This window comes from Pseudomonas sp. Gutcm_11s, from assembly GCF_028649395.1.
Classification (GTDB): Bacteria; Pseudomonadota; Gammaproteobacteria; order Pseudomonadales; family Pseudomonadaceae; genus Aquipseudomonas.
Window position 1 is genome coordinate 46,293 of sequence record NZ_JAQSUW010000016.1, and the last position, 22,346, is coordinate 68,638.

The 22,346-nt window shown below is 67.5% G+C and carries 27 protein-coding genes and 1 riboswitch; of the genes, 17 read left to right on the forward strand and 10 right to left on the reverse strand.

Annotated features, from left to right (window positions below; genetic code table 11):
- Positions 1 to 5 precede the first annotated feature (5 nt).
- From PTT45_RS16475 to PTT45_RS16485, 3 genes are all read left to right on the forward strand, one after another.
- Positions 6 to 1,373 (forward strand): DUF1329 domain-containing protein, encoded by a 1,368-nt coding sequence (locus PTT45_RS16475; RefSeq protein ID WP_273814700.1) that lies wholly within the window; start codon positions 6 to 8, stop codon positions 1,371 to 1,373.
- 370 nt (positions 1,374 to 1,743) lie between these two features.
- Positions 1,744 to 2,628, forward strand: a complete 885-nt coding sequence (locus PTT45_RS16480) for a sugar nucleotide-binding protein (protein WP_273814702.1) — start codon at positions 1,744 to 1,746, stop codon at positions 2,626 to 2,628.
- Between the two features lie 18 nt (positions 2,629 to 2,646).
- A complete protein-coding gene (locus PTT45_RS16485; protein ID WP_273814704.1) occupies positions 2,647 to 3,576 on the forward strand; it encodes an NAD-dependent epimerase/dehydratase family protein in 930 nt (309 codons plus the stop codon).
- Between the two features lie 68 nt (positions 3,577 to 3,644).
- On the opposite strand, the gene PTT45_RS16490 is transcribed toward PTT45_RS16485, so the two are convergent.
- From PTT45_RS16490 to PTT45_RS16510, 5 genes are all read right to left on the reverse strand, one after another.
- On the reverse strand, positions 3,645 to 4,331 hold the full coding sequence (locus PTT45_RS16490; protein WP_043310350.1) for an OmpW/AlkL family protein: 687 nt from the start codon (positions 4,329 to 4,331) through the stop codon (positions 3,645 to 3,647).
- Positions 4,332 to 4,451: 120 nt separating this feature from the next.
- A complete protein-coding gene (locus PTT45_RS16495; protein WP_273814706.1) occupies positions 4,452 to 4,964 on the reverse strand; it encodes a DUF3299 domain-containing protein in 513 nt (170 codons plus the stop codon).
- A gap of 8 nt (positions 4,965 to 4,972) precedes the next feature.
- Entirely contained in the window at positions 4,973 to 6,235 is a 1,263-nt protein-coding gene (locus PTT45_RS16500; protein WP_273814708.1) for an ABC transporter permease, read from the reverse strand.
- Position 6,236: 1 nt separating this feature from the next.
- Positions 6,237 to 6,944 carry an ABC transporter ATP-binding protein gene (locus PTT45_RS16505; RefSeq protein ID WP_273814710.1) on the reverse strand — a complete coding sequence of 236 codons (708 nt, stop codon included), beginning with the start codon at positions 6,942 to 6,944 and terminating at the stop codon, positions 6,237 to 6,239.
- Between the two features lie 81 nt (positions 6,945 to 7,025).
- Complete coding sequence (locus tag PTT45_RS16510) at positions 7,026 to 7,628, reverse strand: DUF2796 domain-containing protein (protein ID WP_273814712.1); 603 nt, start codon at positions 7,626 to 7,628, stop codon at positions 7,026 to 7,028.
- A 113-nt stretch (positions 7,629 to 7,741) separates the two neighbouring features.
- On the opposite strand from PTT45_RS16510, the gene PTT45_RS16515 reads away from it, so the two are divergent.
- Complete coding sequence (locus tag PTT45_RS16515; protein WP_273814713.1) at positions 7,742 to 8,086, forward strand: hypothetical protein; 345 nt, start codon at positions 7,742 to 7,744, stop codon at positions 8,084 to 8,086.
- On the opposite strand, the gene PTT45_RS16520 is transcribed toward PTT45_RS16515, so the two are convergent.
- From PTT45_RS16520 to PTT45_RS16535, 4 genes are all read right to left on the reverse strand, one after another.
- Positions 8,087 to 8,521, reverse strand: coding sequence for an acyl-CoA thioesterase (locus PTT45_RS16520; RefSeq protein WP_273814715.1), 435 nt, complete (start codon positions 8,519 to 8,521; stop codon positions 8,087 to 8,089).
- Positions 8,521 to 9,393: a thioredoxin gene (gene trxA / locus PTT45_RS16525; protein ID WP_273814716.1), complete on the reverse strand. Its 873-nt coding sequence runs from the start codon at positions 9,391 to 9,393 to the stop codon at positions 8,521 to 8,523. Before trxA ends, PTT45_RS16520 begins: the two co-directional genes overlap by 1 nt.
- Positions 9,394 to 9,503: 110 nt before the next feature.
- Complete coding sequence (locus tag PTT45_RS16530; protein WP_273814719.1) at positions 9,504 to 10,157, reverse strand: class I SAM-dependent methyltransferase; 654 nt, start codon at positions 10,155 to 10,157, stop codon at positions 9,504 to 9,506.
- Positions 10,154 to 10,609 (reverse strand): YbaY family lipoprotein, encoded by a 456-nt coding sequence (locus PTT45_RS16535; protein WP_273814720.1) that lies wholly within the window; start codon positions 10,607 to 10,609, stop codon positions 10,154 to 10,156. The genes PTT45_RS16530 and PTT45_RS16535 overlap by 4 nt, the downstream gene beginning before the upstream one ends.
- Positions 10,610 to 10,741: 132 nt before the next feature.
- On the opposite strand from PTT45_RS16535, the gene nrdR reads away from it, so the two are divergent.
- The 13 genes from nrdR (at position 10,742) to PTT45_RS16600 (ending at position 20,361) form a co-directional block, all read left to right on the forward strand.
- Positions 10,742 to 11,206: a transcriptional regulator NrdR gene (nrdR, locus tag PTT45_RS16540; RefSeq protein WP_043310359.1), complete on the forward strand. Its 465-nt coding sequence runs from the start codon at positions 10,742 to 10,744 to the stop codon at positions 11,204 to 11,206.
- Positions 11,203 to 12,318, forward strand: a complete 1,116-nt coding sequence (ribD, locus tag PTT45_RS16545) for a bifunctional diaminohydroxyphosphoribosylaminopyrimidine deaminase/5-amino-6-(5-phosphoribosylamino)uracil reductase RibD (protein ID WP_273814722.1) — start codon at positions 11,203 to 11,205, stop codon at positions 12,316 to 12,318. The genes nrdR and ribD overlap by 4 nt, the downstream gene beginning before the upstream one ends.
- An 87-nt stretch (positions 12,319 to 12,405) precedes the next feature.
- Positions 12,406 to 12,557: riboswitch (FMN riboswitch) on the forward strand.
- A 120-nt stretch (positions 12,558 to 12,677) separates the two neighbouring features.
- On the forward strand, positions 12,678 to 13,340 hold the full coding sequence (locus PTT45_RS16550) for a riboflavin synthase (protein WP_273814723.1): 663 nt from the start codon (positions 12,678 to 12,680) through the stop codon (positions 13,338 to 13,340).
- Between the two features lie 10 nt (positions 13,341 to 13,350).
- Positions 13,351 to 14,430 carry a bifunctional 3,4-dihydroxy-2-butanone-4-phosphate synthase/GTP cyclohydrolase II gene (gene ribBA / locus PTT45_RS16555; protein WP_273814724.1) on the forward strand — a complete coding sequence of 360 codons (1,080 nt, stop codon included), beginning with the start codon at positions 13,351 to 13,353 and terminating at the stop codon, positions 14,428 to 14,430.
- A gap of 136 nt (positions 14,431 to 14,566) precedes the next feature.
- Positions 14,567 to 15,043 (forward strand): 6,7-dimethyl-8-ribityllumazine synthase, encoded by a 477-nt coding sequence (gene ribH, locus PTT45_RS16560; RefSeq protein ID WP_043310363.1) that lies wholly within the window; start codon positions 14,567 to 14,569, stop codon positions 15,041 to 15,043.
- Entirely contained in the window at positions 15,040 to 15,525 is a 486-nt protein-coding gene (gene nusB, locus PTT45_RS16565; RefSeq protein ID WP_443218203.1) for a transcription antitermination factor NusB, read from the forward strand. The genes ribH and nusB overlap by 4 nt, the downstream gene beginning before the upstream one ends.
- Positions 15,526 to 15,543: 18 nt before the next feature.
- On the forward strand, positions 15,544 to 16,506 hold the full coding sequence (thiL, locus tag PTT45_RS16570) for a thiamine-phosphate kinase (protein WP_273814725.1): 963 nt from the start codon (positions 15,544 to 15,546) through the stop codon (positions 16,504 to 16,506).
- A 6-nt stretch (positions 16,507 to 16,512) separates the two neighbouring features.
- A complete protein-coding gene (locus tag PTT45_RS16575; RefSeq protein WP_273814727.1) occupies positions 16,513 to 17,001 on the forward strand; it encodes a phosphatidylglycerophosphatase A family protein in 489 nt (162 codons plus the stop codon).
- A 14-nt stretch (positions 17,002 to 17,015) separates the two neighbouring features.
- Positions 17,016 to 17,771: a substrate-binding periplasmic protein gene (locus PTT45_RS16580; protein ID WP_273814728.1), complete on the forward strand. Its 756-nt coding sequence runs from the start codon at positions 17,016 to 17,018 to the stop codon at positions 17,769 to 17,771.
- The gene (locus PTT45_RS16585) at positions 17,758 to 18,411 is read left to right on the forward strand and encodes a retropepsin-like aspartic protease family protein (RefSeq protein WP_273814729.1); all 654 of its coding nucleotides are present in this window, start codon (positions 17,758 to 17,760) and stop codon (positions 18,409 to 18,411) included. The genes PTT45_RS16580 and PTT45_RS16585 overlap by 14 nt, the downstream gene beginning before the upstream one ends.
- Positions 18,412 to 18,534: 123 nt before the next feature.
- Positions 18,535 to 19,146: a GTP cyclohydrolase II gene (gene ribA, locus PTT45_RS16590; RefSeq protein WP_043310367.1), complete on the forward strand. Its 612-nt coding sequence runs from the start codon at positions 18,535 to 18,537 to the stop codon at positions 19,144 to 19,146.
- The gene (locus PTT45_RS16595) at positions 19,143 to 19,562 is read left to right on the forward strand and encodes an MFS transporter (protein WP_273814730.1); all 420 of its coding nucleotides are present in this window, start codon (positions 19,143 to 19,145) and stop codon (positions 19,560 to 19,562) included. Before ribA ends, PTT45_RS16595 begins: the two co-directional genes overlap by 4 nt.
- The gene (locus PTT45_RS16600; protein WP_273814731.1) at positions 19,555 to 20,361 is read left to right on the forward strand and encodes a helical backbone metal receptor; all 807 of its coding nucleotides are present in this window, start codon (positions 19,555 to 19,557) and stop codon (positions 20,359 to 20,361) included. Before PTT45_RS16595 ends, PTT45_RS16600 begins: the two co-directional genes overlap by 8 nt.
- Before the next feature lie 59 nt (positions 20,362 to 20,420).
- Here PTT45_RS16600 and PTT45_RS16605 read toward each other — a convergent pair whose 3' ends face one another.
- Complete coding sequence (locus PTT45_RS16605; RefSeq protein WP_273814732.1) at positions 20,421 to 22,328, reverse strand: TonB-dependent receptor domain-containing protein; 1,908 nt, start codon at positions 22,326 to 22,328, stop codon at positions 20,421 to 20,423.
- Positions 22,329 to 22,346 lie beyond the last annotated feature (18 nt).

A 22,346-nucleotide genomic window follows, 5' to 3' on the forward strand; every position in this document is an offset into this window, starting at 1 on the left:
GGAACATGACCATGACCAGAACAGTTTTGTGCGCCTCTTCAGTCCTGCTCTCCCTCGGTCTGCTGCTGCCGCTGGCGGCCCAGGCCAAGGTGAGTGCCGAGCAGGCGGCGCAGCTCGGTAGCAACCTGACCGCCTTCGGCGCTGAGCGCCAGGGCGATGCCGCCAAGGGCATTCCCGAGGCCGGGGGCGGCTTGCAGGCCCCAGCCGGCTATGGCGGCCCTGGCAGCTTCCATGTCGACCCCTTCGCCGGCGACAAGCCGCTGCGCATCATCGATGTGCAGAACATGGCGGCCGATGACGCCAACCTCAGCCCCGGGGTGAAGGCACTGCTCAAGGCCTACCCGCAGAGCTTCAAGGTGCCAGTCTACCCCAGCCATCGCAGCTTCGCCGCGCCCAGCGACATCGCCGCCAACACCCGGCGCAATGCCGAGCAGGCGACCCTGGCCGAGGGCGGCAACGGGCTCAAGGATGCCTATGCCGGCATTCCCTTCCCGATCCCGGCGGACGGCCGCGAGGCGATCTGGAACCACATCGCCCGCTGGCAGGGGCGCTACATCGACGAGGTGTCGGTAACCGCCCAGGTCACCACCAGCGGCAGCTACTCCATCCTGCGCGAGCGCATCCAGCTGCTGTCCAACTACTACAACCCGAAGAAGGACGCCGGCAGCCTGGACAACATGCTGTATTCCTTCGCCAGTGAACTGCTGCCGCCGTCGCGCGACGTCGGCCGTGCGCTGCTGGTGCACGAGACCATCGACCAGGTCGCCGAGCCGCGTTCGGCGTGGATCTACAACCCCGGACAGCGCCGCGTGCGCCGCGCGCCGACCCTGGCCTACGACACGCCGATCGACGGTATTTATGCCGACGACACCGACATGTACAACGGCGCCACCGATCGTTACGACTGGAAGCTGATCGGCAAGCAGAGCCTGCTGGTGCCCTACCACAACTACGCCATGGAGAAGCCGGGGCTGAAGGTCGACGAGCTGGTCAAACCCGGCCACCTCAACAGCGACCTGAGCCGCTGGGAGATGCACCGCGTGTGGGTGGTCGAGGCCACGCTGCGCCCTGGCCAGCGCCACGTGCATGCCAAGCGGCGCTTCTACCTGGACGAGGACAGCTGGTACGCCCTGATGGTGGAGAACTACGATGCCCGCGGAGAGCTGTGGCACGTTAACCTGGCCTTCAGCAAGAACGCCTACGAGGTGCCCAGCATCACCCCGGTGAACCTGGTCTACCACGACCTGATCGCCCGCACCTACACGGTGATCGGCCTGCGCAACAACGAGAAGGCGCCACGCCAGTTCCTCCTGACGCCACCGCCGGAGAACTACTTCACCCCCGCCAGCCTGCGCCGCAAGGGCACCCAGTAGCGTCATATAGGGGCTGCTGCCGTTTCGCCGCGACCGCGACGGAGCCAGTTTTTGCGCGGAGCTAGGCGCGAGACGCGAAGTTTGGTGATCCAAATGAGCCGTCGAGTAACAACGTTCCGCGCAAAAACTGGCCCGTCCCTGCGGGTTGCGCGGAAAATCTCGCCATGCGTTGTTGTGGGACTTGCCAAGGGAATGACCATTGCCTGCGTCCCACGCCTAGCCTGGCGAGATTTTTCGCAGCAACGCGGCTTGCGCCGAAACGGCAGCAGCCCCTAGTAGTGACGAGCCGTCACTAAACCCGCAGAATGACCCTTTCGCCCCGGATTCGTCCGGGGTTTTCGTCGGGTCAGTCGAGGCTCTTTCTTAAGATATGCGAATGCGTTTGTTACTGCTGGGAGGGGGCAATGCCCTGGGCCAGGCTTTGGTGCGCCAGGGGGCGGAGGAGGACATCGGCTTCCTCGCGCCGCGCCCGCCAGAAGGCGGCTGGGACCGCGCCAGCCTGACCGAGCTGCTCGATGAGACCCGCCCGGATGCAGTGATCAACCTCGCCTACTACTTCGACTGGTTCCAGGCCGAGGCCTTCGACGCGGCGCGTTTCGCTGTGCAGGAGCGCGCCATGGAACGCCTGGCCGAGCTCTGCCAGCACCACAACATCGTCCTACTGCAACCCTCCAGCTACCGCGTATTCGACGGCTCGCGCGCTACCGCCTACAGCGAGAAGGACGAGCCAGTGCCGCTGGGGCTGCGTGGCCAGGCCCTGCTGCGTATCGAACAATGCGTGCGCGCCACCTGCCCGCGCCATGTGCTGCTGCGCTTCGGCTGGCTGCTCGACGACAGCCAGGACGGCCTGCTCGGGCGCTTCCTGCGCCGCGCCGAGCAGGGCGAGGAACTGCTGATGGCCGACGACCGGCGCGGCAACCCGACCCCGGTCGATGATGCCGCGCGGGTGATTCTCGCCGTGCTCAAGCAGCTGGACTGCCAGAGCCCGCTGTGGGGCGTCTATCACTACGGCGGCCACGAGGCCACCACGCCGCTGGCCCTGGGCCAGGCGCTGATCGGCGAGGCGCGTGGCCTGCAGCCACTCAAGGTGCAGGAAGTCGGCGCCCAGGCGCACGCCGCGCGTGCCGACGCCGCCGAGGAGCCGCAGCACGCGGTGCTGGCCTGCAAGAAGATCCTGCACACCTTCGGCATCAAGCCGCGGGCCTGGCGCGCCAGCCTGCCGGCCCTGCTGGGCCGCTACTATCGTCACGTCTGATTCGTTTTCGAGAACCCCATGTCCGACTCTCTGATTCTGGTTACCGGCGGCGCCGGCTTCATCGGTTCCCATCTGTGTGATGCACTGCTGGCGGCCGGTCATCGGGTGCGCGTGCTGGACGACCTGTCCACCGGCAAGCGCAGCAACTTGGCGCTGCACGACCCGCGCTTGGAACTGATCGAGGGCAACGTCGCCGACGCCACCCTGGTGCGCCGCGCCATGGCCGGCTGCAGTGCGGTGGTGCACCTGGCTGCGGTGGCCTCGGTGCAGGCCTCGGTGGACGACCCGGTGAGCACCCACCAGAGCAACTTCGTCGGCACCCTGAATGTCTGCGAGGCCATGCGCGAGGCCGGCGTGCGCCGCGTGGTGTTCGCCTCCAGTGCCGCGGTATACGGCAACAACGGCGAAGGTGTGGCGGTCTCCGAAGACACCGCCAAGGCGCCGCTCACGCCCTACGCCGCCGACAAGCTGGCCAGCGAGCACTACCTGGACTTCTATCGCCGCGAGCACGGCTTCACGCCGGCGATCTTCCGCTTCTTCAACATCTTCGGCCCGCGCCAGGACCCGTCCTCGCCCTATTCGGGGGTGATCAGCATCTTCACCGAGCGCGCCCAGGCTGGCCGGCCGATCACGGTGTTCGGCGATGGCGAGCAGACCCGCGACTTCTTCTATGTCGCGGACCTGGTGCCGCTGCTGGTGCAGGCGCTGGAGAAGGAAACGGCCGCGCCCGGGGCGGTGAATGTCGGGCACAGCCAGTCGGTCAGCCTCAATCAGCTGCTGGAGGCCATCGGCCAGGTGCTTGGCGGCTTGCCGGAGGTGACCTACGGCTCGGCGCGGGCTGGCGATATCCGCCACTCCAAGGCCGATAACACTCAGTTGCTGCGGCACTACCAGCTGGCGCCGGCCACCCCGCTGAACCAGGGTCTCGCGCATCTGCTGGGCAAATAGCAGCTTCTCCCGCGCAACAAAAAGCCCCGCAGATGCGGGGCTTTTTGTTGGTCCAGGCAGGCCGAATCTTAGAACTTGTAGCCCAGGCCGATCATGTAGACGAACGGGTCGACGTCGACATCCACCTCGACCTCGCGGCCGCCGTAGTTGGTGCTGCCCTTGGTGTCGATGTCGATGTAGCGCACCTGGGCGTTGACCATCACGTTGTCGGTCAGCATGTAGTCCATGCCGACTTGCGCGGCCAGGCCCCAGGAGTCGTCCAGGTCGAAGCCGCTGAAGCCCTTGTTCTCGGCTTCGCTGGTCAGCTCGGTATCGAAGAACCAGGTGTAGTTGATGCCGGCGCCGACATAGGGCTGGAAGGCCGAGGCGGCGTCCAGCGGGTAGTACACCACGCTCAGGGTCGGCGGCAGGTGCTTGAGCTCACCGAGCTTGCCGTTGAGACCGGCGAACGGGCCGGGCATGCCCTTGACGCCGACGTTGTGGGTGAACGGGGTGGCGGCCAGCAGTTCGACGCCGACGTGATCGGTGACCATGTAGGCGAAGTTCAGGCCCAGCTGGGTGTCGCTGTCCAGGGTGGCCTTGGTGCCGGCCACGTCGGTGTTGAGGGCGCCGACCCAGATGTCGCTGCTGCTTTCGTGCGGGTCGACGGTCACGGCGCCGGCGCGCAGGATGATGTCACCGGCCTTGTGGGCCTGGGCCAGCGGGGCGGCCAGGGCAAGGGCAATCAGGGAGGTGGCGAGCAGGGTTTTCTTCATCTTGGGGCTCCGAGGGAGTCAGCAATGTGTGTTGGCTGACTGTCATGCTACGGAGCGCCGCGGGTGATCTCTTGACCTGGCTCAATGGCCGCGCACACCGTGGTGCGGCGGCCTGTCGCACTACATCTCGTAGGGATAGATCTTCTCGGCTTCCATCTGGTAGCCAGCGGTGCCCATCTCGCTGCTGTGCGCGCCGACCTTGAGCGAACCCTCGATCCAGAACGGCTGGTACAGCGCATCCATCAGCACGCCCAGCTCGCTGGTGACGTGGACGATCTGGTTGGACGGTGGCGGCGGCACGTGGATGCAGGCGCCGAAGTAGGGCACGAAGAGGAACTCGGTCACCCGGCCTTCCTCGGTCACGTCCAGCGGCACGATGTAGCCGGGCAGCTTGATGCGCTGGCCATCCAGCTCCTTGACCACCGGGGCGTCCGGTGCCGACTGCTGAGCCGCCGGGGCACTCTCGGCGGCCAGGGCGTCGGCCAGTTGCGACAGGTCGTGCATCGGCGCCTGCTGCGCCGGTTGCGGCGGTGCATCCGCAGGGACCATCTCGCTCCAGGTCAGCTCGCGGGTGTCAGCGGCCCACAGCGGGCTGGCGATGGCGAGTAGCAGGGCGAACAACAGATGACGCATGGGCAACCTCATAGACGAATGGACAGGCCGTCGGCCAGCGACTGCCGATAGGCGCGCCAGGCCGGCACGGCGCCCATCAGCAGGGCGGCGCCCAGAATAGCGCCGAGCAGGCTCCACTCATAGGCGCTGGGCAGTGCCAACGGCAGGTACAGGCCATATTGCGCCTGCACCCAGCCCTGGCTGACGGCGATGCCGCCATACAGCAGCGCCAGGCCCAGCGCAGCACCGGCTGCGGCCAGCACCAGCGCCTCGAGCACCAGCAGCCCGGCGATATGCCAGGGCCGCGCGCCCACCGAGCGCAGGATGGCCATCTCGCGGCGGCGCTCGTTGAGGCTGGTGAGGATGGCGGTGAGCATGCCGATCAGGCCGGTCAGCACGACGAACAGCGAGACCACGAACAACGCCTTCTCGGCCGTGCCCATCAGGCTCCACAGCTCCTGCAGGGCCACGCCCGGGAGGATCGCCAGTAGCGGCTCGCCGCGGAACTCGTTGACCTGGCGCTGCACGGCGAAGGTGGCGACCTTGCTCTTCAGGCCGAGCAGCACGGCGGTGATCGCCTTGGGCTGCAGGTGCATGTCGCGCGCCTGCTCGGCGGAGACCTTGGCGTTGCCGCGCGCCGGCATGCCGTTCTGCCAGTCGACGTGCAACGCCTCCATGCCCTCCAGCGAGATGTGCAGGGTGCGGTCCACCGGCGTGCCGGTGCGGGCGAGGATGCCGACCACGGTGAAGGGCTTGTCGTCGTGCTGGGTCAGGCTGACGGTGGCGACGCCGTGGGCCAGGACGATCTGGTCGCCGAGCTGGTACTTCAGCGCCTCCGCCACCTCGGCGCCGAGCACTACCTCGAACAGGTCGGCGAAGGGCTTGCCCTGGGCCAGTTGCAGCGGCTGCGCACGACCATAGCGGTAGTGCTCGAAGTAGCCGGGATCGGTACCCAGCACTCGGTAGCCGCGGTGCGAGTCACCCAGCGACAGCGGGATCGCCCACTTCACCTGCGGGTGTTTGGCCAGCGTCTCGAAGCTGTCCCAGCGGATGTTGTTGGTGGCGTTGCCGATGCGGAACACCGAGTACAGCAGCAGGTTCACGCTGCCCGAGCGCGCGCCAACGATCAGGTCGGTACCGCTGATGGTGCTGGCGAAACTGGCGCGCGCTTCGGTGCGCACGCGCTCGACGGCCAGCAGCAGGCATACCGACAGGGCGATGGCGAACACAGTGAGCAGCGCGGTGAAGCGGCGGTTGGCCAGGCTGGCCAGGGCGATGCGGATCAGGTGCATGTCAGACCTCCACCGGCTTGCTGGCGCGGTTGAGTTCTGCCAGCGAGACACTACGGTCGAACAGCGATGACAGGCTCTGGTCGTGGCTGACGAACAGCAGGCTGGCGCCGGCGGCGCGGCATTCGGCGAACAGCAACTGCAGGAAGGCCTCGCGGGCGTCGTGGTCCAGCGCCGAGGTCGGTTCGTCGGCGATCACCAGCTCCGGCTGGCCGATCAGCGCGCGGGCGGCGGCGACGCGCTGCTGCTGGCCGATGGACAGCGAATCGGCGCGGCGCTCCAGCAACTCGGCCTTCAGCCCCAGATGTTCCAGCAGTTGCGCGGCGGCACCATCGACGCTGCCATGGCGCTCGCTGGCCCGCTGTGCGCGGCTCCTGGAGAAGCGGCAGGGCAGCTCGACGTTCTCGCGTACCGAGAGGAACGGCAGCAGGTTGAACTGCTGGAAGATGTAGCCGGTGTGGTCGACGCGGAAGCGGTCGCGGGCGCCGGAGGACAGGCTGGCCAGCTCCTGGCCGAGCAGCTTGAGGCTGCCGCGGCCGGGCTTCTGCACGCCGCCGAGCAGGCCGAGCAAGGTGGTCTTGCCGCTGCCGCTGGGGCCCTTGAGGAACAGGCTCTCGCCACGTTGCAGGGTGAAGGCGGGGATATCCAGCAACTCGGCCTGGCCGGGCCAGGCGAAGCCGAGGTCGTTGAGTTCGATCAGTGCGTCGGGCATGGGCGATTCGCGCGTCGGGGATGGCGACAGCTTAAAGGCAAGCAGGCGGACGGCGCACCCGGCAGGTGCGCCGCAAATGTGTCAGAAGCTCAGGCGCGAGTTGCTCGGGGTGAGCTCGGCGCCTTGCTGGCCGCCGGGGCCGATCAGCTGCACTTCCAGCTTCTCGGTGCCGGGGAAGGTGCCGAAGAAGCTGCCCAGCTCCAGGGTCTTCAGTGCCTCGGCATGGGCGCAGGCGAAGCGGTAGCTGGCGTCGATGTCGCTATGACCATGTTCGTCGCCGTGCTCATGTTCGTGCTCGTGCTCGGCATGCTCATGCTCGGCTTCGCCGAACAGCGGGCTCTCCAGCGCGCTTTCCTGCAGTGCGCACTTGGCCTCGATCGGCAGGGCGAACAGCGCCTGCGGTTGTTCCAGATGCTCGCGGGCTGCGGCGACCTTGGCCTTGTCGGCATCGCTCTTGGCCTCGTGCTCGAAGCCGACCAGGTTCATCGCCGGGCTTTCCAGCTGGATCTCCAGGGTCTGGCCGTCCAGTGCCACGTTGAGGCTGGCCACGCCGTGCTCGTGGGCGCCGAGGCTGCCGTGTTCTTCGTGGGCATGATCGTGGTCGTGGGCATGCTCGTGGCTGGCGGCCTGGGCGAGGGACAGCGGCAGCAGGGCGAAGGGCAGGGCGAGCAGGGTGCGGCGCATGGGGCAAACTCCGGCGATCAATTGTTAGGTTATGTTGTAACACTTAATCACTGTGATTGGCCAGCCCCAACAGGCATGGCAGCATGGCGGCCTGATGTTCTGGAGTGGGCGAGATGCTGCGAATCAAGGGGCGGATTGGCGATTGGCCGGTAGACCTGACGGTGGAAATGGATGCCGAGGACTGGGCGCAGCTGGCCGCTCATCTACCGTCGGAAATACAGCCACCTGCCGCAGTCATAACCGCGCCCGTGGCCGCCCCGGCGAATGACCTGTGGCCGCAGGCGCTGCAGCTGTTGCAGGCGGTCGGCAGCATGGAGGGGCCGCAGTTGCTCGCTGAGCTGGCCGCCCTGGCCGGTGGCGAGGCGGCCGGCAAGCGCCTGCTAGTGCGCCTGCGCCATGCCCCGCAGGTGCAGATAGAAAACGGCGCCGAAGCGCCGTTGTATCGCTGGATCGGCTGATCAGCCGGCCTGGTTTACCGTCACGTCCGGTGCGCCGCGCTCAAGCTGCGCGCGGATGGCGTCAGGGATCGGCATCTTGGTAAAGGCCTGGGCATCGACCATCACATAGGTGATCTCGCTGCGGGCAATGGCCGCCTGGTCGGCCTGGCGGCAGATGTCCACCTGCAGGGCGAACGAGCTGTTGCCCAGACGCAGGGTGCTGACCTCCAGCTGCAGCACGTCGTCGAAGCGCGCCGGCGCGCTCCAGTCGGTGACCATGCGTACCACCTGGCTGTCCAGGCCCTGCTCCAGCAGGACCTGGTAACTGCCGAACACGGCGCGGTAGAACTCGGTCGCCGCCACGTCCACGTAGTCGCCGTAGCGGGCGTTGAACACCACCTGCTGGGCGTCGCATTCGCCGTAGCGCACCCGCAGCAGCAGGCGGAAGGGCGTCATCAGTAGATCGCCTGATACAACTTGCGGCGATACAGGGTCACCAGCGGATGGTCGTTGCCCAGCAGGTCGAATACCTGCAGCAGGGTCTTGTGGGCGATGCCCTCGGCATAGCTGCGGTTGCGCACGAACAGCTTGAGCAGGCCGTCCAGCGCCGCCTCGTATTGCTGGCGGGCGAGCTGCTGGATGGCCAGTTGGTAGGTCGCCTCGTCGTCGCCCGGGTCTTGCGCCAGGCGGCTCTTCAGCTCGGCGCCATCCGGCAGGTCGGCGGCCTGGCGCAGGAAGGTCAGCTGCGCCTTGGCGCCGGCCAGGGCCTGCTTGTGTTCATCGCCCTTGACCGCGCCGAGCACCGCCTCGGCTTCGCCCAGCTCGCCTCGCTCGGCCAGGCAGCGGGCGTAGAGGATCAGCGCCGCGGCGTTCTCGTTGTTCTCAGTCAGCACCTGCTTGAGCAGGGTCTCGGCCTCGCCGAAGCGCTCCTCGGCGAACAGCGCCTGGGCGGTCTCCAGCGGGTCGGCGGCCAGCGGTGCCGGCTCGGCCACGTGCGGCTTGAGCATCTCGCGGATGGCCGACTCCGGTTGCGCCCCGGCGAAGCCGTCGACCGGCTGGCCGTCCTTGAACAGCACCACGGTGGGCAGGCTGCGGATGCCGAAGCGCGCGACGATGTCCTGCTCCGCATCGCAGTCGACCTTGGCCAGCAGCAGTTCACCGCGGAATTCCTCGGCGATCTTCGCCAGCAGCGGCATCAGCGCTTTGCAAGGCGCGCACCACTCGGCCCAGAAGTCCACCAGCACTGGCTTGTGGAAGGAGTTCTGGATCACCAGCTGCTCGAAGTTGGCAGCGCCGGATACGTCGAAGATGTAGGGGGTATCGCTCATGGCAATTCTCGGTTGGCGGCCTGCTGCGTGAGGCCGGGAACAGTGATGCGACTATAAATGCGGGCGCGGCGTTACGGAAACAAGCCCGGATGCATCCGGGCCGGCAGCGCTCAGCGTTTTGCGTGATACAGGCTGACGCTGCGGAACTCCGCCGGCTCGGCCAGATCCGGCCAGGTGCAGGCGTCGAGCAGGCCCAGGCGCTGGTACAGCGGGTGCTGGAAATCCTTGACCCGCGAATCGGCCACCAGGGCCTCCTGGCCGCGGGTGAGGAAAGCGTCGAGCAGCGGCAGGTTGGCGCGGTCGTAGAGCACGTCGGCAACGATGATCAGGTCGAAGCGGTCCTCTTCGGCGAAGAAGTCCAGCGAGTAACTCAATTCAACACCGTTCAGTTCGGCATTGGCCCGGCAGGACGCGATGGCCAGCGGGTCGAGGTCGCACGCCACCACTTCTGCCGCGCCGGCCTTGGCTGCGGCGATGGCCGCCACGCCGGAGCCGGCGCCGAAGTCGAGCACGCGCTTGCCGCGTACCCATTCCGGCTTCTCCGCCAGCCAGCGCGCCAGGGCCAGGCCGCTGGCCCAGCAGAAGCTCCAGTAGGGCGGCTCCTCGAGGATGCGCCGGGTCTCTTCCGGGCTGAAGCTGCGGTCCATGTTGCTCGGGTCGACCAGCCACAGGCGGATATCGGTGCCGGGCAGGGTCTCGGCGCTCAGGCGGGCATCGCCGAGCAGCTGTTGCAGGGCGTCCTGCAGGGCGATCGGCGGGTTCATGGCGCGCTCACCAGCGACAGGGCGCCGAAGTCGCGGCTGTCGGCCAGGGTAACCCGTTGCGGCGGCAGGCGCAGGATCAGGCGGCCGGACTGGCTGATGCGGGCGCGCAGCTCTACCCGCGCGCCAACCGGGAAATACTCGGGGTTGAACGGCAGACGGAAGGCTAGCGCCTGGCCGTCGCCCGCCAGCTTGAGGCTGCCCAGCAGCTGTTGCGGGCGGTCGCGCTCGTCCACCACCAGCAGGGCCATCTCCACCTCGCTGCCGGCCGGCGGCGTCAGCAGGCTGCCGCGCAGCTCGCGCATATGGGCGGGCAGGGCCTGCTCCAGGGGCGCGACTGGCTTGGCGGCAGGCGCCGGACGGGGCGCAGCGGCTGGGGTGACGGGCTTGGGCGGCTCGCTGGCGCAGGCGGTCAGCAGCAGGAACAGACAGGCGAGGGCAGGGCGGCGGGACATGGCGGCATCCGATGCGGCAGATAGTGCTGGAATAGCGCAAAAAACGGGCGCCTGTATACCGCAACGGCGCCAGCTTGTCTTGCCGGGACCATGCGCTACCATGGGCCACCGTTTCGTAGGGCCTCTTCCTCCATGCATTGTCCGTTCTGCTCCGCCAACGACACCAAGGTCATCGATTCCCGCCTGGTCGCCGAGGGTGACCAGGTGCGCCGGCGCCGCGAATGCGTGGCCTGCGGCGAACGCTTCACCACCTTCGAGACCGCCGAGCTGGTGATGCCGCGCCTGATCAAGTCCGACGGCAGCCGCCAGCCATTCGATGAAGACAAGCTGCGTGCAGGCATGCAGCGTGCGCTGGAGAAGCGCCCGGTCAGCATCGAGCGCCTGGAAGAGGCCATCGCCCACATCAAGCATCGCCTGCGCGCCACCGGCGAGCGCGAGATCAAGTCGCGGGTGCTCGGCGAGCTGGTGATGACCGAGCTGCAGAAGCTCGACGAGGTTGCCTACATCCGCTTTGCCTCCGTCTACCGGCGCTTCCAGGACCTCAACGAGTTCCGCGAAGAAATCGAGCGCTTGGCCCGCGAGCCGTCCAAGGAATGAGCGTGGTCGACCAGCAATTCATGGCCCGCGCGCTGGAACTGGCGCGCAAGGGGCTGTATTCCACCCATCCCAACCCGCGCGTCGGCTGCGTCATCGTGCAGGACGGCAAGATCGTCGGCGAGGGCTGGCACGCCAAGGCCGGCGAACCGCATGCCGAGGTGCACGCCCTGCGCCAAGCCGGCGACAAGGCGCGCGGCGCCACTGCCTACGTCACTCTGGAGCCCTGCAGCCACCACGGACGCACGCCGCCCTGCGCCGAGGCGCTGGTGAATGCCGGTGTGGCCCGAGTCGTGGCTGCCATGCAGGACCCCAATCCGCAGGTCGCCGGCCGTGGCCTGCTGCGCCTGATGGGTGTCGGCATCGCCGTGCACAGCGGCGTGCTGGAGGTCGAGGCGCGTGAGTTGAACGCCGGCTTCATCAAGCGCATGGAGCAGGGCCTGCCGTTCGTGCGTGTCAAGCTGGCCATGAGCCTGGATGGTCGTACCGCCATGGCCAGCGGCGAGAGCCAGTGGATCACCGGTCCCGAGGCGCGTGCCGCGGTGCAGCGCCTGCGGGCCCGCTCCAGCGTGGTGATCACCGGTGCCGATACCGTGCTGGCCGACCAGGCGCGGCTGACCGTGCGTGCCGAGGAACTGGGCCTGAATGCCGAACTGACCGCGCTGGCCATTGATCGTCCGCCGCTGCGCGTGCTGGTCGACGGCCGCCTGCGTGTACCGCTCTCCGCCCCGTTCTTCCAGGCCGGCCCAGCGCTGGTCGCCACCTGCGCAGCGGCCGCCGCGCGTGAACGCTTCACCGAGGAACGCCATGAGCTGCTGGCGGTGCCCGGCAGCAATGGCCATGTCGACCTGCGCAAGCTGCTCGCCGAACTGGCCGCGCGCGGTGCCAACGAGGTGCTGGTCGAGGCCGGCCCGAAACTGGCCGGCGCTTTCGCCCGCGCCGGGCTGGTCGACGAGTACCAGCTGTTCGTCGCGCCCAAGTTCCTCGGCTCCAGCGCCAAGCCGCTGCTGGACTGGCCGCTGGTCCGCATGGCCGAGGCGCAGGACCTGGAGATTCGCGATATCCGCGCGGTCGGTGGCGACTGGCGGATCACTGCGGTGCCCAAGCCGCGCTGAGGCATTTCGATCGGTTTGATCGAAGCGCCGCCATGCAGCGGCGCGGCAAATATGGTAAAAAGCCAGCCGCGGCCGCTCCGGTGGTCGCAACGTTCTCAGGGCGGGGTGCGATTCCCCACCGGCGGTAATGGCCTCAGGCCTAGCCCGCGAGCGCTCGCCACGGCTCCTGCCGCGCGAGGTCAGCAGACCCGGTGTGATTCCGGGGCCGACGGTATAGTCCGGATAAAGAGAGAGCGGGATTCCCTTCCGGGGCGCCGTCCGTCTGCGCCCGCGAAAATCCCTATCGATCGGCATTGCCCTGTTTTTGACCAAAACAGGAGATCATCCATGCTGCATTGCACCATTCACCGGGAGGACGCATGTTCACCGGCATAATCGAATCCATCGGTACCATCCGTGCCATGACGCCCAAGGGCGGGGACGTACGCGTCTATGTCGAGACCGGCAAGCTGGACCTCGGCGACGTCAAGCTGGGCGACAGCATCGCGGTCAACGGCGTGTGCCTGACCGCGGTCGAGCTGCCCGGCGACGGCTTCTGGGCCGACGTCAGCCACGAGACCCTGGCGCGCACCGCCTTCATCGATCTGAAGGCAGGCAGCCGGGTCAACCTGGAAAAGGCCCTGACCCCGACCACCCGCCTCGGCGGCCACCTGGTCAGCGGCCACGTCGACGGTGTCGGCGAGATCGTCAAGCGCGAAGAAAACGCTCGCGCCATCCAGTTCACCGTGCGCGCGCCGCGCGAGCTGGCCAAGTACATCGCGCTCAAGGGCTCGATCACCGTCGATGGCACCAGCCTGACGGTCAACGCCGTCAACGGCGCCGAGTTCGAGCTGACCATCGTGCCGCACACCCTGGTCGAAACCATCATGGCTGACTACCGGTCGGGACGTAAGGTCAACCTCGAAGTGGACCTGCTGGCGCGCTACCTGGAGCGCCTGCTGCTCGGCGACAAGGCCGCCGACCCCAGCGCTTCCGGCATCAGCGAAGCCTTCCTCGCCGAACACGGCTACCTGAACAAGTGAGATTGCCAGCATGGCCCTGAATACCGCAGAAGAACTGATCGAAGACATCCGCGCCGGCAAGATGGTCATCCTCATGGATGACGAGGATCGCGAGAACGAGGGCGACATCATCATCGCCTCCGAGTGCACCACCGCCGAGCACATCAACTTCATGGCCCGCTTCGCCCGCGGCCTGATCTGCATGCCGATGAGCCGCGAGCGTTGCGAGCTGCTCAAGCTGCCGCTGATGGCGCCGCGTAATGGCTCCGGCTTCGGCACCAAGTTCACCGTCTCCATCGAGGCCGCCGAGGGCGTCACCACCGGTATCTCCGCTGCTGACCGCGCGCGTACCGTGCAGGCTGCCGTGGCGAAGAACGCCGTGGCCGACGATATCGTCAGCCCCGGCCATATCTTCCCGCTGATGGCCCAGCCCGGCGGTGTGCTGGCTCGTGCCGGCCACACCGAGGCGGCCTGCGACCTGGCGCGCATGGCCGGCTTCGAGCCGAGCGGCGTGATCTGCGAGATCATGAACGACGACGGCACCATGGCTCGTCGCCCGGAGCTGGAGAAGTTCGCCGAGGAGCACGGCCTGAAGATCGGCACCATCGCCGACCTGATCCACTATCGCCTGATCCACGAGCGCACCGTCGAGCGCGTCAGCGAGCAGCCTCTGGATACCGAACTGGGCCAGTTCACCCTGGTCACCTACCGCGATGGCGTGGAGAACACCGCGCACATGGCCCTGACCCTGGGCAAGGTGTGCGCCGAGGAGCCGACCCTGGTCCGTGTGCACAATATGGAGCCGCTGCGCGATTTGTTCCTGGTCAAACAGCCCGGGCGCTGGAGCCTGCGTGCGGCGATGGCCGAAGTGGCTCAGGCCGGCAGCGGCGTGGTGCTGCTGCTGGGCAACCCGCTCACCGGCCCGGAGCTGTTCGCGCACCTGAACAAACAGCCGACGCCGAGCCCGGCCACCTACAGCACCGTCGGTGCCGGCTCGCAGATCCTGCGTGATCTGGGCGTGCGCAAGATGCGCCTGATGAGCTCGCCGATGAAGTTCAACGCCATATCCGGCTTTGACCTGGAAGTTGTAGAATACCTGCCCGCCGAATAAGGCCCTGAGCCAGGAGTGCTGCGCGCCGCGTCTAGATTGGCCGCAGCCCTTGGTCAGTGCCCCGCAAGTGGGCTTAACTTTTTCATCACGGAGTGCCACAGGCATTCCGGCTCTTTATCCGAACCGAGACTCGCCCATGACCCTGAAGACCATCGAAGGTACCTTCATCGCCCCGCAAGGCAAATACGCCCTGGTGGTTGGCCGCTTCAACAGCTTCGTCGTCGAGAGCCTGGTCAGCGGCGCCGTCGACGCCCTGGTCCGCCACGGCGTGAAGGAAAGCGACATCACCGTCATCCGCGCGCCGGGTGCCTTCGAAATCCCGCTGGTCACCCAGAAAGTCGCCCAGCGCGGCGAGTTCGCTGCCATCATCGCCCTCGGCGCGGTGATCCGTGGCGGTACCCCGCACTTTGAATACGTCGCTGGTGAGTGCACCAAGGGCCTGGCCCAGGTGTCCATGGAATACGGTGTGCCGGTCGCCTTCGGCGTACTGACCGTCGACTCCATCGAGCAGGCCATCGAGCGCTCCGGCACCAAAGCCGGCAACAAGGGCGCCGAAGCCGCACTGTCCGCCCTGGAAATGGTCAGCCTGCTGGCGGCCCTGGAGGCCAAGTGAGCCTGAATCACGACGACAGCCAGGACGCTCCGCAGCCCAAGGCCAAGGGCAAGATCGCGCAGCGTCGCGTGGCCCGTAGCCTGGCCATGCAGGCGCTGTATCAGTGGCACATGGCCGGTCAGTCGCTGAACGAGATCGAAGCGCAGTTCCGCGTCGATAACGACTTCAGCGGCGTCGACGGTGCCTACTTCCACGAGATCCTGCATGGCGTGGCGCACCAGAAGACCGAGCTCGACGAGGCCTTCTCGCCGCTGCTGAGCATCCCGCTGGACGAGCTGGACCCGGTCGAACTGGCCATCCTGCGCCTGTCCGCCTGGGAGCTGAAGAGCCGCGTCGACGTGCCCTACAAGGTGGTGATCAACGAGGGCATCGAGTTGGCCAAGACCTTCGGTGCCACCGACGGGCACAAGTTCGTCAACGGCGTGCTGGACAAGCTGGCGCCGGCCCTGCGCGGGCCCGAAGTCAACGCCGGCAAGCGCTGATCGGTTGGCGAACCCTGCGTGGGTGAGTTCGAGCTGATCCGTCGCTACTTCGCCGCCGCGCCCTGTGCGCAGGCGGCCGAAGGCGTCGCCCTCGGCATCGGCGACGACTGCGCCCTGCTGCAACTGCCGCCTGGCCAGCAACTGGCCCTGTCCACCGATACCCTGGTGGACGGCGTGCACTTCCCCCATTCCTGCGACCCTTTCCTGCTCGGCCAGCGCGCCCTGGCGGTGAGCGTCAGCGACCTGGCCGCGATGGGCGCCAAGCCGCTCGCCTTCACCCTGGCGCTGACCCTGCCCGCGGCCGAGCCGGCCTGGCTGGAAGGCTTCGCTCGAGGCCTGTCACAGATGGCCGGGCAGTGCGCCATCGCCCTGGTCGGTGGCGACACCACCCGTGGCCCGCTGAGCCTGACGCTGACTGTGTTCGGCCAGCTGCCGAGCGGCCAGGCGCTGACTCGCAGCGGTGCCCGGCCGTGCGATCTGCTGTGTGTCGGCGGCAGCCTGGGTGATGCGGCTGGGGCACTGCCGCTGGTGTTGGGCCAACAGGCGGGCGAGGGGGCCGAGGTCGACTATCTGCTGCAGCGCTACTGGGCGCCGCAGCCGCAGTTGGCCCTCGGCCAGTGGCTGCGTGGCCGGGCCACGGCGGCGCTGGATATCTCCGATGGCCTGCTGGCCGATTGTGGTCATATCGCCGTGGCTTCAGGCGTGGTACTGCAGATCGAGCGGGAGCGCGTGCCGCTATCGCCGGCCTTGCGCGCCATCGCCGGGGTGCGGGCGCTGGATTGTGCGCTGGCCGGTGGCGATGACTACCGGCTGGCCTTTACCCTGCCGGCCGAACTCCTGCCGGCTCTGCGGGCCCAATGGCCGGAGGCCGTGGTGATTGGCCGGGTCGCGGCGGGGCAGGGCGTGCAACTGCTGGACGGCGCCGGCCAGCGTGTCGAGCCACCGCGGGCGGGCTATCAACATTTCGGACAACACATATAGAGATGCATGGTGACTGACGTCGTGAAAGTCGCGCCGCAGGTGTGGCGCAATCCCTGGCATTTCCTCGCCTTCGGCTTCGGCTCCGGGCTGATGCCCAAGGCCCCGGGGACCTGGGGCTCGCTGGTGGCGATCCCGTTCATCCCGTTGTGGCAGATGCTGCCGGACTGGGGCTACTGGCTGATGCTCGGCGTGACCATGCTGTTCGGCTTCTGGCTGTGCGGGCGGGTGGCCGAGGACATGGGCGTGCATGACCACGAGGGCATCGTCTGGGACGAAATGGTCGGCATGTGGATCACCCTGTGGCTGGTGCCCGAGGGCTGGCAGTGGTTGCTGCTAGGCTTCCTGGTATTCCGCGTGTTCGACATCCTCAAGCCGTGGCCGATTCGCTGGATCGACCGGCACGTGCATGGTGGCGTCGGCATCATGCTGGACGACGTGCTGGCCGGGGTGTTCGCCTGGGTGGCGATGCAATTGCTGGTCTGGGGCCTGGCCTGATTCGGAGGCTGTCGATGCGTGCTTGCTGGCTGCTTGTACTGCTGTGCCTGGGCTGGCCTTGCGCCCAGGCCGCAGAGCCCTTGCCGCAGGATATCCAGATGGTCAGCGAGCACTGGCCAGAGCACACCAACCCCGACGGTAGCGGCCTGGCCTGGGACATCATGCGCCAGGTGTTCGAGCCGGCTGGCGTGACCGTCGGCTTCCGCATCGTGCCCTACACCCGCTCCATCGGCTTGGTGCAACGTGGCGAGGCCGATGCCTGGTTGGGCTCCTACCGCGACGAGATCTCAGAAGGCGTGCGCTACCCGCGCTGGCCCTACGATGCCGACCGCATCCTCGCCCTGTCGCTGCTCAGCACGCCGCAGCCGACGCTGCAGAGCATCGGCCAGTACCGCCTGGCCTGGATGCGCGGCTACGACTACCAGCAGTACCTGCCGGGCATCAGCCGCTTCCAGGAAATCGAGCGCCGCGTCGGCATCTTGCGCATGCTCGAGCTGGGCCATGCCGACTTCTACCTGGACGCGGCCACTGAGGTCGACGAGGTGTTGCGCGAGGGCTCGGATCCTGCGCGCTTTCGCACTACGCCACTGATCCGCTTGCCGCTCTACGTCGGCTTTGCCGATACTGCCCGCGGCCGCGCGCTGGCCGAGCTGTTCGACCGGCGCATGCCCATTCTGGTGCGTAGCGGCGCCTTGCGGCCGCTTTTCCAGTGCTGGCAGCAGCCCTATCCGTTCGATGAGGACATGGAGATCCCCGATGCGTCGCCTTGAGCTGTTCGCCGCCAGCCTGTTGCTGGCTCTGAGCCCCCTGTTGCAGGCCGAGACCCAGGTGCAGGTGGTCGGCCTGTTCCCCGGCGCCGCCGTGCTGCTGGTGGATGGCCAGCGCAAACTGGTACGCAACGGCCAGACCGGCCCCGGCGGGGTCAAGGTGATCAGCGCCGACAGCAAGGGCGCGCTACTGGAAGTGGACGGTGTGCAGCGCAGCTATGGCATGAGCCGTGAGTACAATCAGGCCGGCGCGTCTGCCGGGCCGCAGAAGGCCCAGCTGAGCATCAGCCGCGGCGCCGGCAACCACTACTGGGTTGCCGGCTCTGTCGATGGTCATCCCGTGCAGTTCCTGGTCGACACCGGTGCCACCTCGGTGGCGATGAACGAGGGCCAGGCCCGCCGCCTGGGCATCGACTACCGGGTGCAGGGCATGCCGATGGTTGCCAGTACCGCTGGCGGTAATATCCGCGGTTGGCGCATCAAGCTCGACAGCGTCAAGGTTGGCGGGCTGGAGGTGCTTGGCGTGGAAGGCGTGGTGCTGGAAGGCGATTCGCCCACCGAGGTGCTGCTGGGTATGAGCTTCCTCAGCCGGGTGCGCTGGCGCGATGACAACGGTGTGCTGCAGTTGGAGTCCAAGCTCTAGCGCACTCGTCGGTCGATCCATCGGCCGCTTCGATCCTTATCCCCGATAATTCAGGCTGCGCCGGGCGCCGCCTCGGCTGGTACAATGCCGGCCTTTTCTGCCGAACCTCAACAGGAGCAACCGGTGTCCGTCGTCTTCGTCGCCGCCTCCAAACTGCCCACACCCTTCGCGGTGTTCACCATGCACGGTTTCCTCGAAGAGGCGACTGGCAAGGAGCACGTGGCCCTGACCCTTGGCGATGTCGCCGATGGCCAGCCGGTGCTGGGCCGCCTGCATTCCGAATGCCTGACCGGCGATGCCTTGTTCAGCCAACGCTGCGACTGCGGCGCCCAGCTCGAGGCCGCCCTGCGCGCCATCGCTGCCGAGGGCCGTGGGGTGTTGCTGTACCTGCGTCAGGAGGGCCGTGGTATCGGCCTGCTGAACAAGATCCGCGCCTACGAGCTGCAGGACGGCGGTGCCGACACCGTCGAGGCCAACGAGCGCCTGGGTTTCGCCGCCGACCAGCGCGATTACTCGATCTGCCAGCCGATGCTTGATCACCTGGGTATCCGCGCGATAAGCCTGATGACCAACAACCCGCGCAAGGTCAAAGCGCTGGAAGGCTTCGGTGTACGCGTAGCCGAGCGCCGCCCGCTGGAAACCGGCCTCAACCCGCACAACCGCAAGTACCTGGCGACCAAGGCCGGCAAGCTCGGCCACATGCTGGGCCTCAAGCACCAGGCGGAAGAGGAATGACCCGCGCCGAGGTGCGTCGCCGCCTGGCCCTGGAATGGTGGCGCTGGCTCGGCTTCGCCCTGGCGCCGCTGTTCTTCCTCAACCTGCTGTTCGGTGGCAGCCAGGCCCTGGGTACCGTGCTGGAGATGCCGCTGTTCATCGCCGGCCTGGCTTCCATGTTCGTCAGCCTGCCGCTGTTCTCCGCCTACAAGCGCGCCCTGATCGCCACCGAGAAGGCGCTGGACGGCGAAGCTGAGCGCGACGCCTGGCTGGAGCTGGCCCGGGTGCGGCGCAAGGCCTTCCTCGGTGCCGGCCTGCCGGCCTGGATCGCGGCCATCGCCCTGTTCAGCGGGCTGAATGCCGTCGCCCTGATCCTCCTTGCTCTGAGCAGCGTCGTGCTGCTCTGCCTGTATCGTATCCCGCGCCAGCTTGGCTAAGCGCCTCTTCGCTACCTGCCTGCTCATCCTGAGCTTGCCGCTGTGCGCGGCGGAGCGGGTGGTCAGCCTGGCGCCCTCGATGTCGGAAATCATGCTCGAACTGGGCGCCGAGGCGCGCCTGGTTGGCATGCTCGACGGCGGCCCGCGGCCGGCCGAACTGGCCGATGTGCCTTCGGTGGGGCGTTTCGGCACCCTCGAACTGGAGACCCTGCTCAGCCTGCGTCCGGACCTGGTGCTGCTGGCGCCGGGCAGCCTGCCCGACGCCCAGCTGCAGCAGCTGCGTGATCTGCGGATACCGCTCTACCAAGGCACACCGCCCGACCTGCAGGCCCTGGCCGAGCAGTTTGCCGAGATCGGCGAGCGTGTCGGTCGCGCCGAGCGCGGCCGCCAGCTGCGCGACGACTTCCGTGCGGGTATCGCCGAGCTGCGTGCGCGTTATCGCCGCGAGCCGTCCCTGGCGGTGTTCTATCAGGTCTGGCACCAGCCGCTGTACAGCGTCGGTGCCGAGCAGATTCTTGGCGATGCCCTGGCGGTGTGTGGCGCGCGCAACGTGTTCGCGGACGTACGCCTGCCGGCGCCGCAAGTCAGCATCGAGGCCGTGTTGGCGCGCCAGCCGCAGGTGATCCTCGGTGGCAGCGGCGCCGAGCTGGAGCATTGGCGGGCCTGGCCGCAGGTGCCGGCGGTGCGCCTGAATCAGCTGTGGCCAGTGCCGGACAAGGGGTTGGAGCGGCCGAGTTTCCAGATGCTGGCGGCTACCGCCAGGCTGTGCGAGCTGTTGCAGCAGGCGCGCAGCGACTGAAGTGGATGAGCTGAAACGACAAGGGCCCCGAGTGGGGCCCTTGTCGCTTATCGCGGCGTTTACAGTTCCGGGGTCCAGGTCAGGCCCAGCAGCAGGCTGCGCGGCGTCTCCTGGTAACCGTAGTAGCGGTAGTCGCCGGCGTACTGGTAGAGGGCGTTGCTGTAGTCCTTGTCCAGCACGTTGGCCAGCTTGAGGTCGAAGGCCAGCTCCTTGCTGGCTTTCCAACTGCCGCGCAGGTCGAGCACGCCATAGCCGGCGATCTCGCGCTGATTGGCGTCGTCATCGTAGCGCTGGCTGAAGGCCTGCCAGGTGGCACCGACGCCGAAGGCGCCGAAGCTGCGGTCGAGGTCCAGGCTCAGGTGGCGCTTGGCGCGGCGGGCCAGGGTGTGGCCGCTGTCGCGATCGCGCGGGTCGATGATGCTCAGCGACAGGTTGCCGGTCCAGGCGCCGAGCTGCTGCTGCAGGCTGGCCTCGAAGCCGTTGATGCGCGCCTCGTCGACGTTGTAGTTACGGCCGATGAAGGTGCTCGGGTCCCACACATAGGTGATCAGGTCGCGGATGTCGGTGCGGTACAGCGAGGCTTCCAGGCGCGTGCCGGCGGCCAGCTGGCTACGCCACTGCAGCTCGTAGCTCTTCGAGCGCTCTGGGTTGAGGTCGGGGTTGGCGCCCCAGTCGGCCGGGCCGTACAGGTCGTTGAAGGTCGGTACGCGGAAGCCTTCGGCGTAGGACAGCACCAGGTCGTTCGCCTCGTTGAGCGGCAGGGTCAGAGCGGCGTTCCAGGTGTTTTCGCTGCCGTACTGCTCGTTCTTGTCGTGGCGCAGGCCCAGCTCGGTGGAGAAGTACTCGCCCTGGTAACCGTGCTGGATGAACGCGGCCTGGTTCCAGCGGCTCTCTTCGCTGTAGGCGGTGCTGCTGTGCAGGTTGCCTTCGAGATAGTCGAGGCCGACACGCAGCTGGTGGCCGCTGCCCAGTTCCAGGGTGTTCAGCCAGGCGGCCGAGTCACGGTAGGTATTGAACACATCGCGAGCCGGATAGAGCTTGTCGAAGTCTTCCTGTTTGTCTTCGCTGTGGCCCAGTTCGAGGCGGCTGCTCCAGCTGTCGCCGAGCTTGGCGTCCAGGTAGGCGGCCACGGTGCTCTGGCTGAACTCGCTCCAGTTCTGCGCCGGGTGGCTGAGGAAGGTGCTGTTGTCGTAGCGGCCGTAGGGGTTGTCGTACTCGCTCTTGCCGCGCTGGTCGACGGCGCTCAGGCCGATCTCCAGGTCATCGCTCAGCGCATGGGCCAGGTTCAGGCCGAAGCTGCGGTTGCGGTAGGCATCGTGGTCGGCGTCCGAACCGTAGGAGACATCCGAGCGGTCGATGCCGTCGGTCTCTTCCAGGCTGCCGGTGAGGTTGTAGCGCGTGCGCTCGTCGCCGCCGGAGAGGCCCAGGCTGCGCTCCCAGGTACCCTGGCTGCCGCCGGCCAAGCGCACGACCGGGTGCAGCCCCTCGCCTTCGCCACGGCGGGTGAATATCTGCACCACGCCGCCGATGGCGTCGGCGCCGTAGATGGCCGAGCGCGAACCGCGCAGCACTTCGATGCGCTCGATCTGCTCGATGCTGAGGAACTGCAGTGGGGCGCCGCCGGAAGAGGCCGAGCCGATGCGCACGCCGTCGACCAGGATCAGGCTCTGCGCGTTGCTGGTGCCGCGGATGAACTGGCTGGTATTGGCGCCACGTCCGCCGTTGCGTACCAGTTGCACGCCGGGGACGCGTGCCAGCAACTCGCCGACGCTGCTCGGACGCAGGCGTTCGATGTCTTCGCGGGTGAACACGCTGACTGCCGCGCTGCTCTCACCGCGCGCCTGTACGTCGCGGTTGGCGGTGATCACGGTATCCGCGAGCTTGAGTGCCTGGTCCCGGGACGGGAGGTCGGCGAAGGACAGGCCGGGGGCGAGCGCCACGGCGAGGGTAAGGCGGGACAGCTTCATCGATGATCCTCAAAGGTT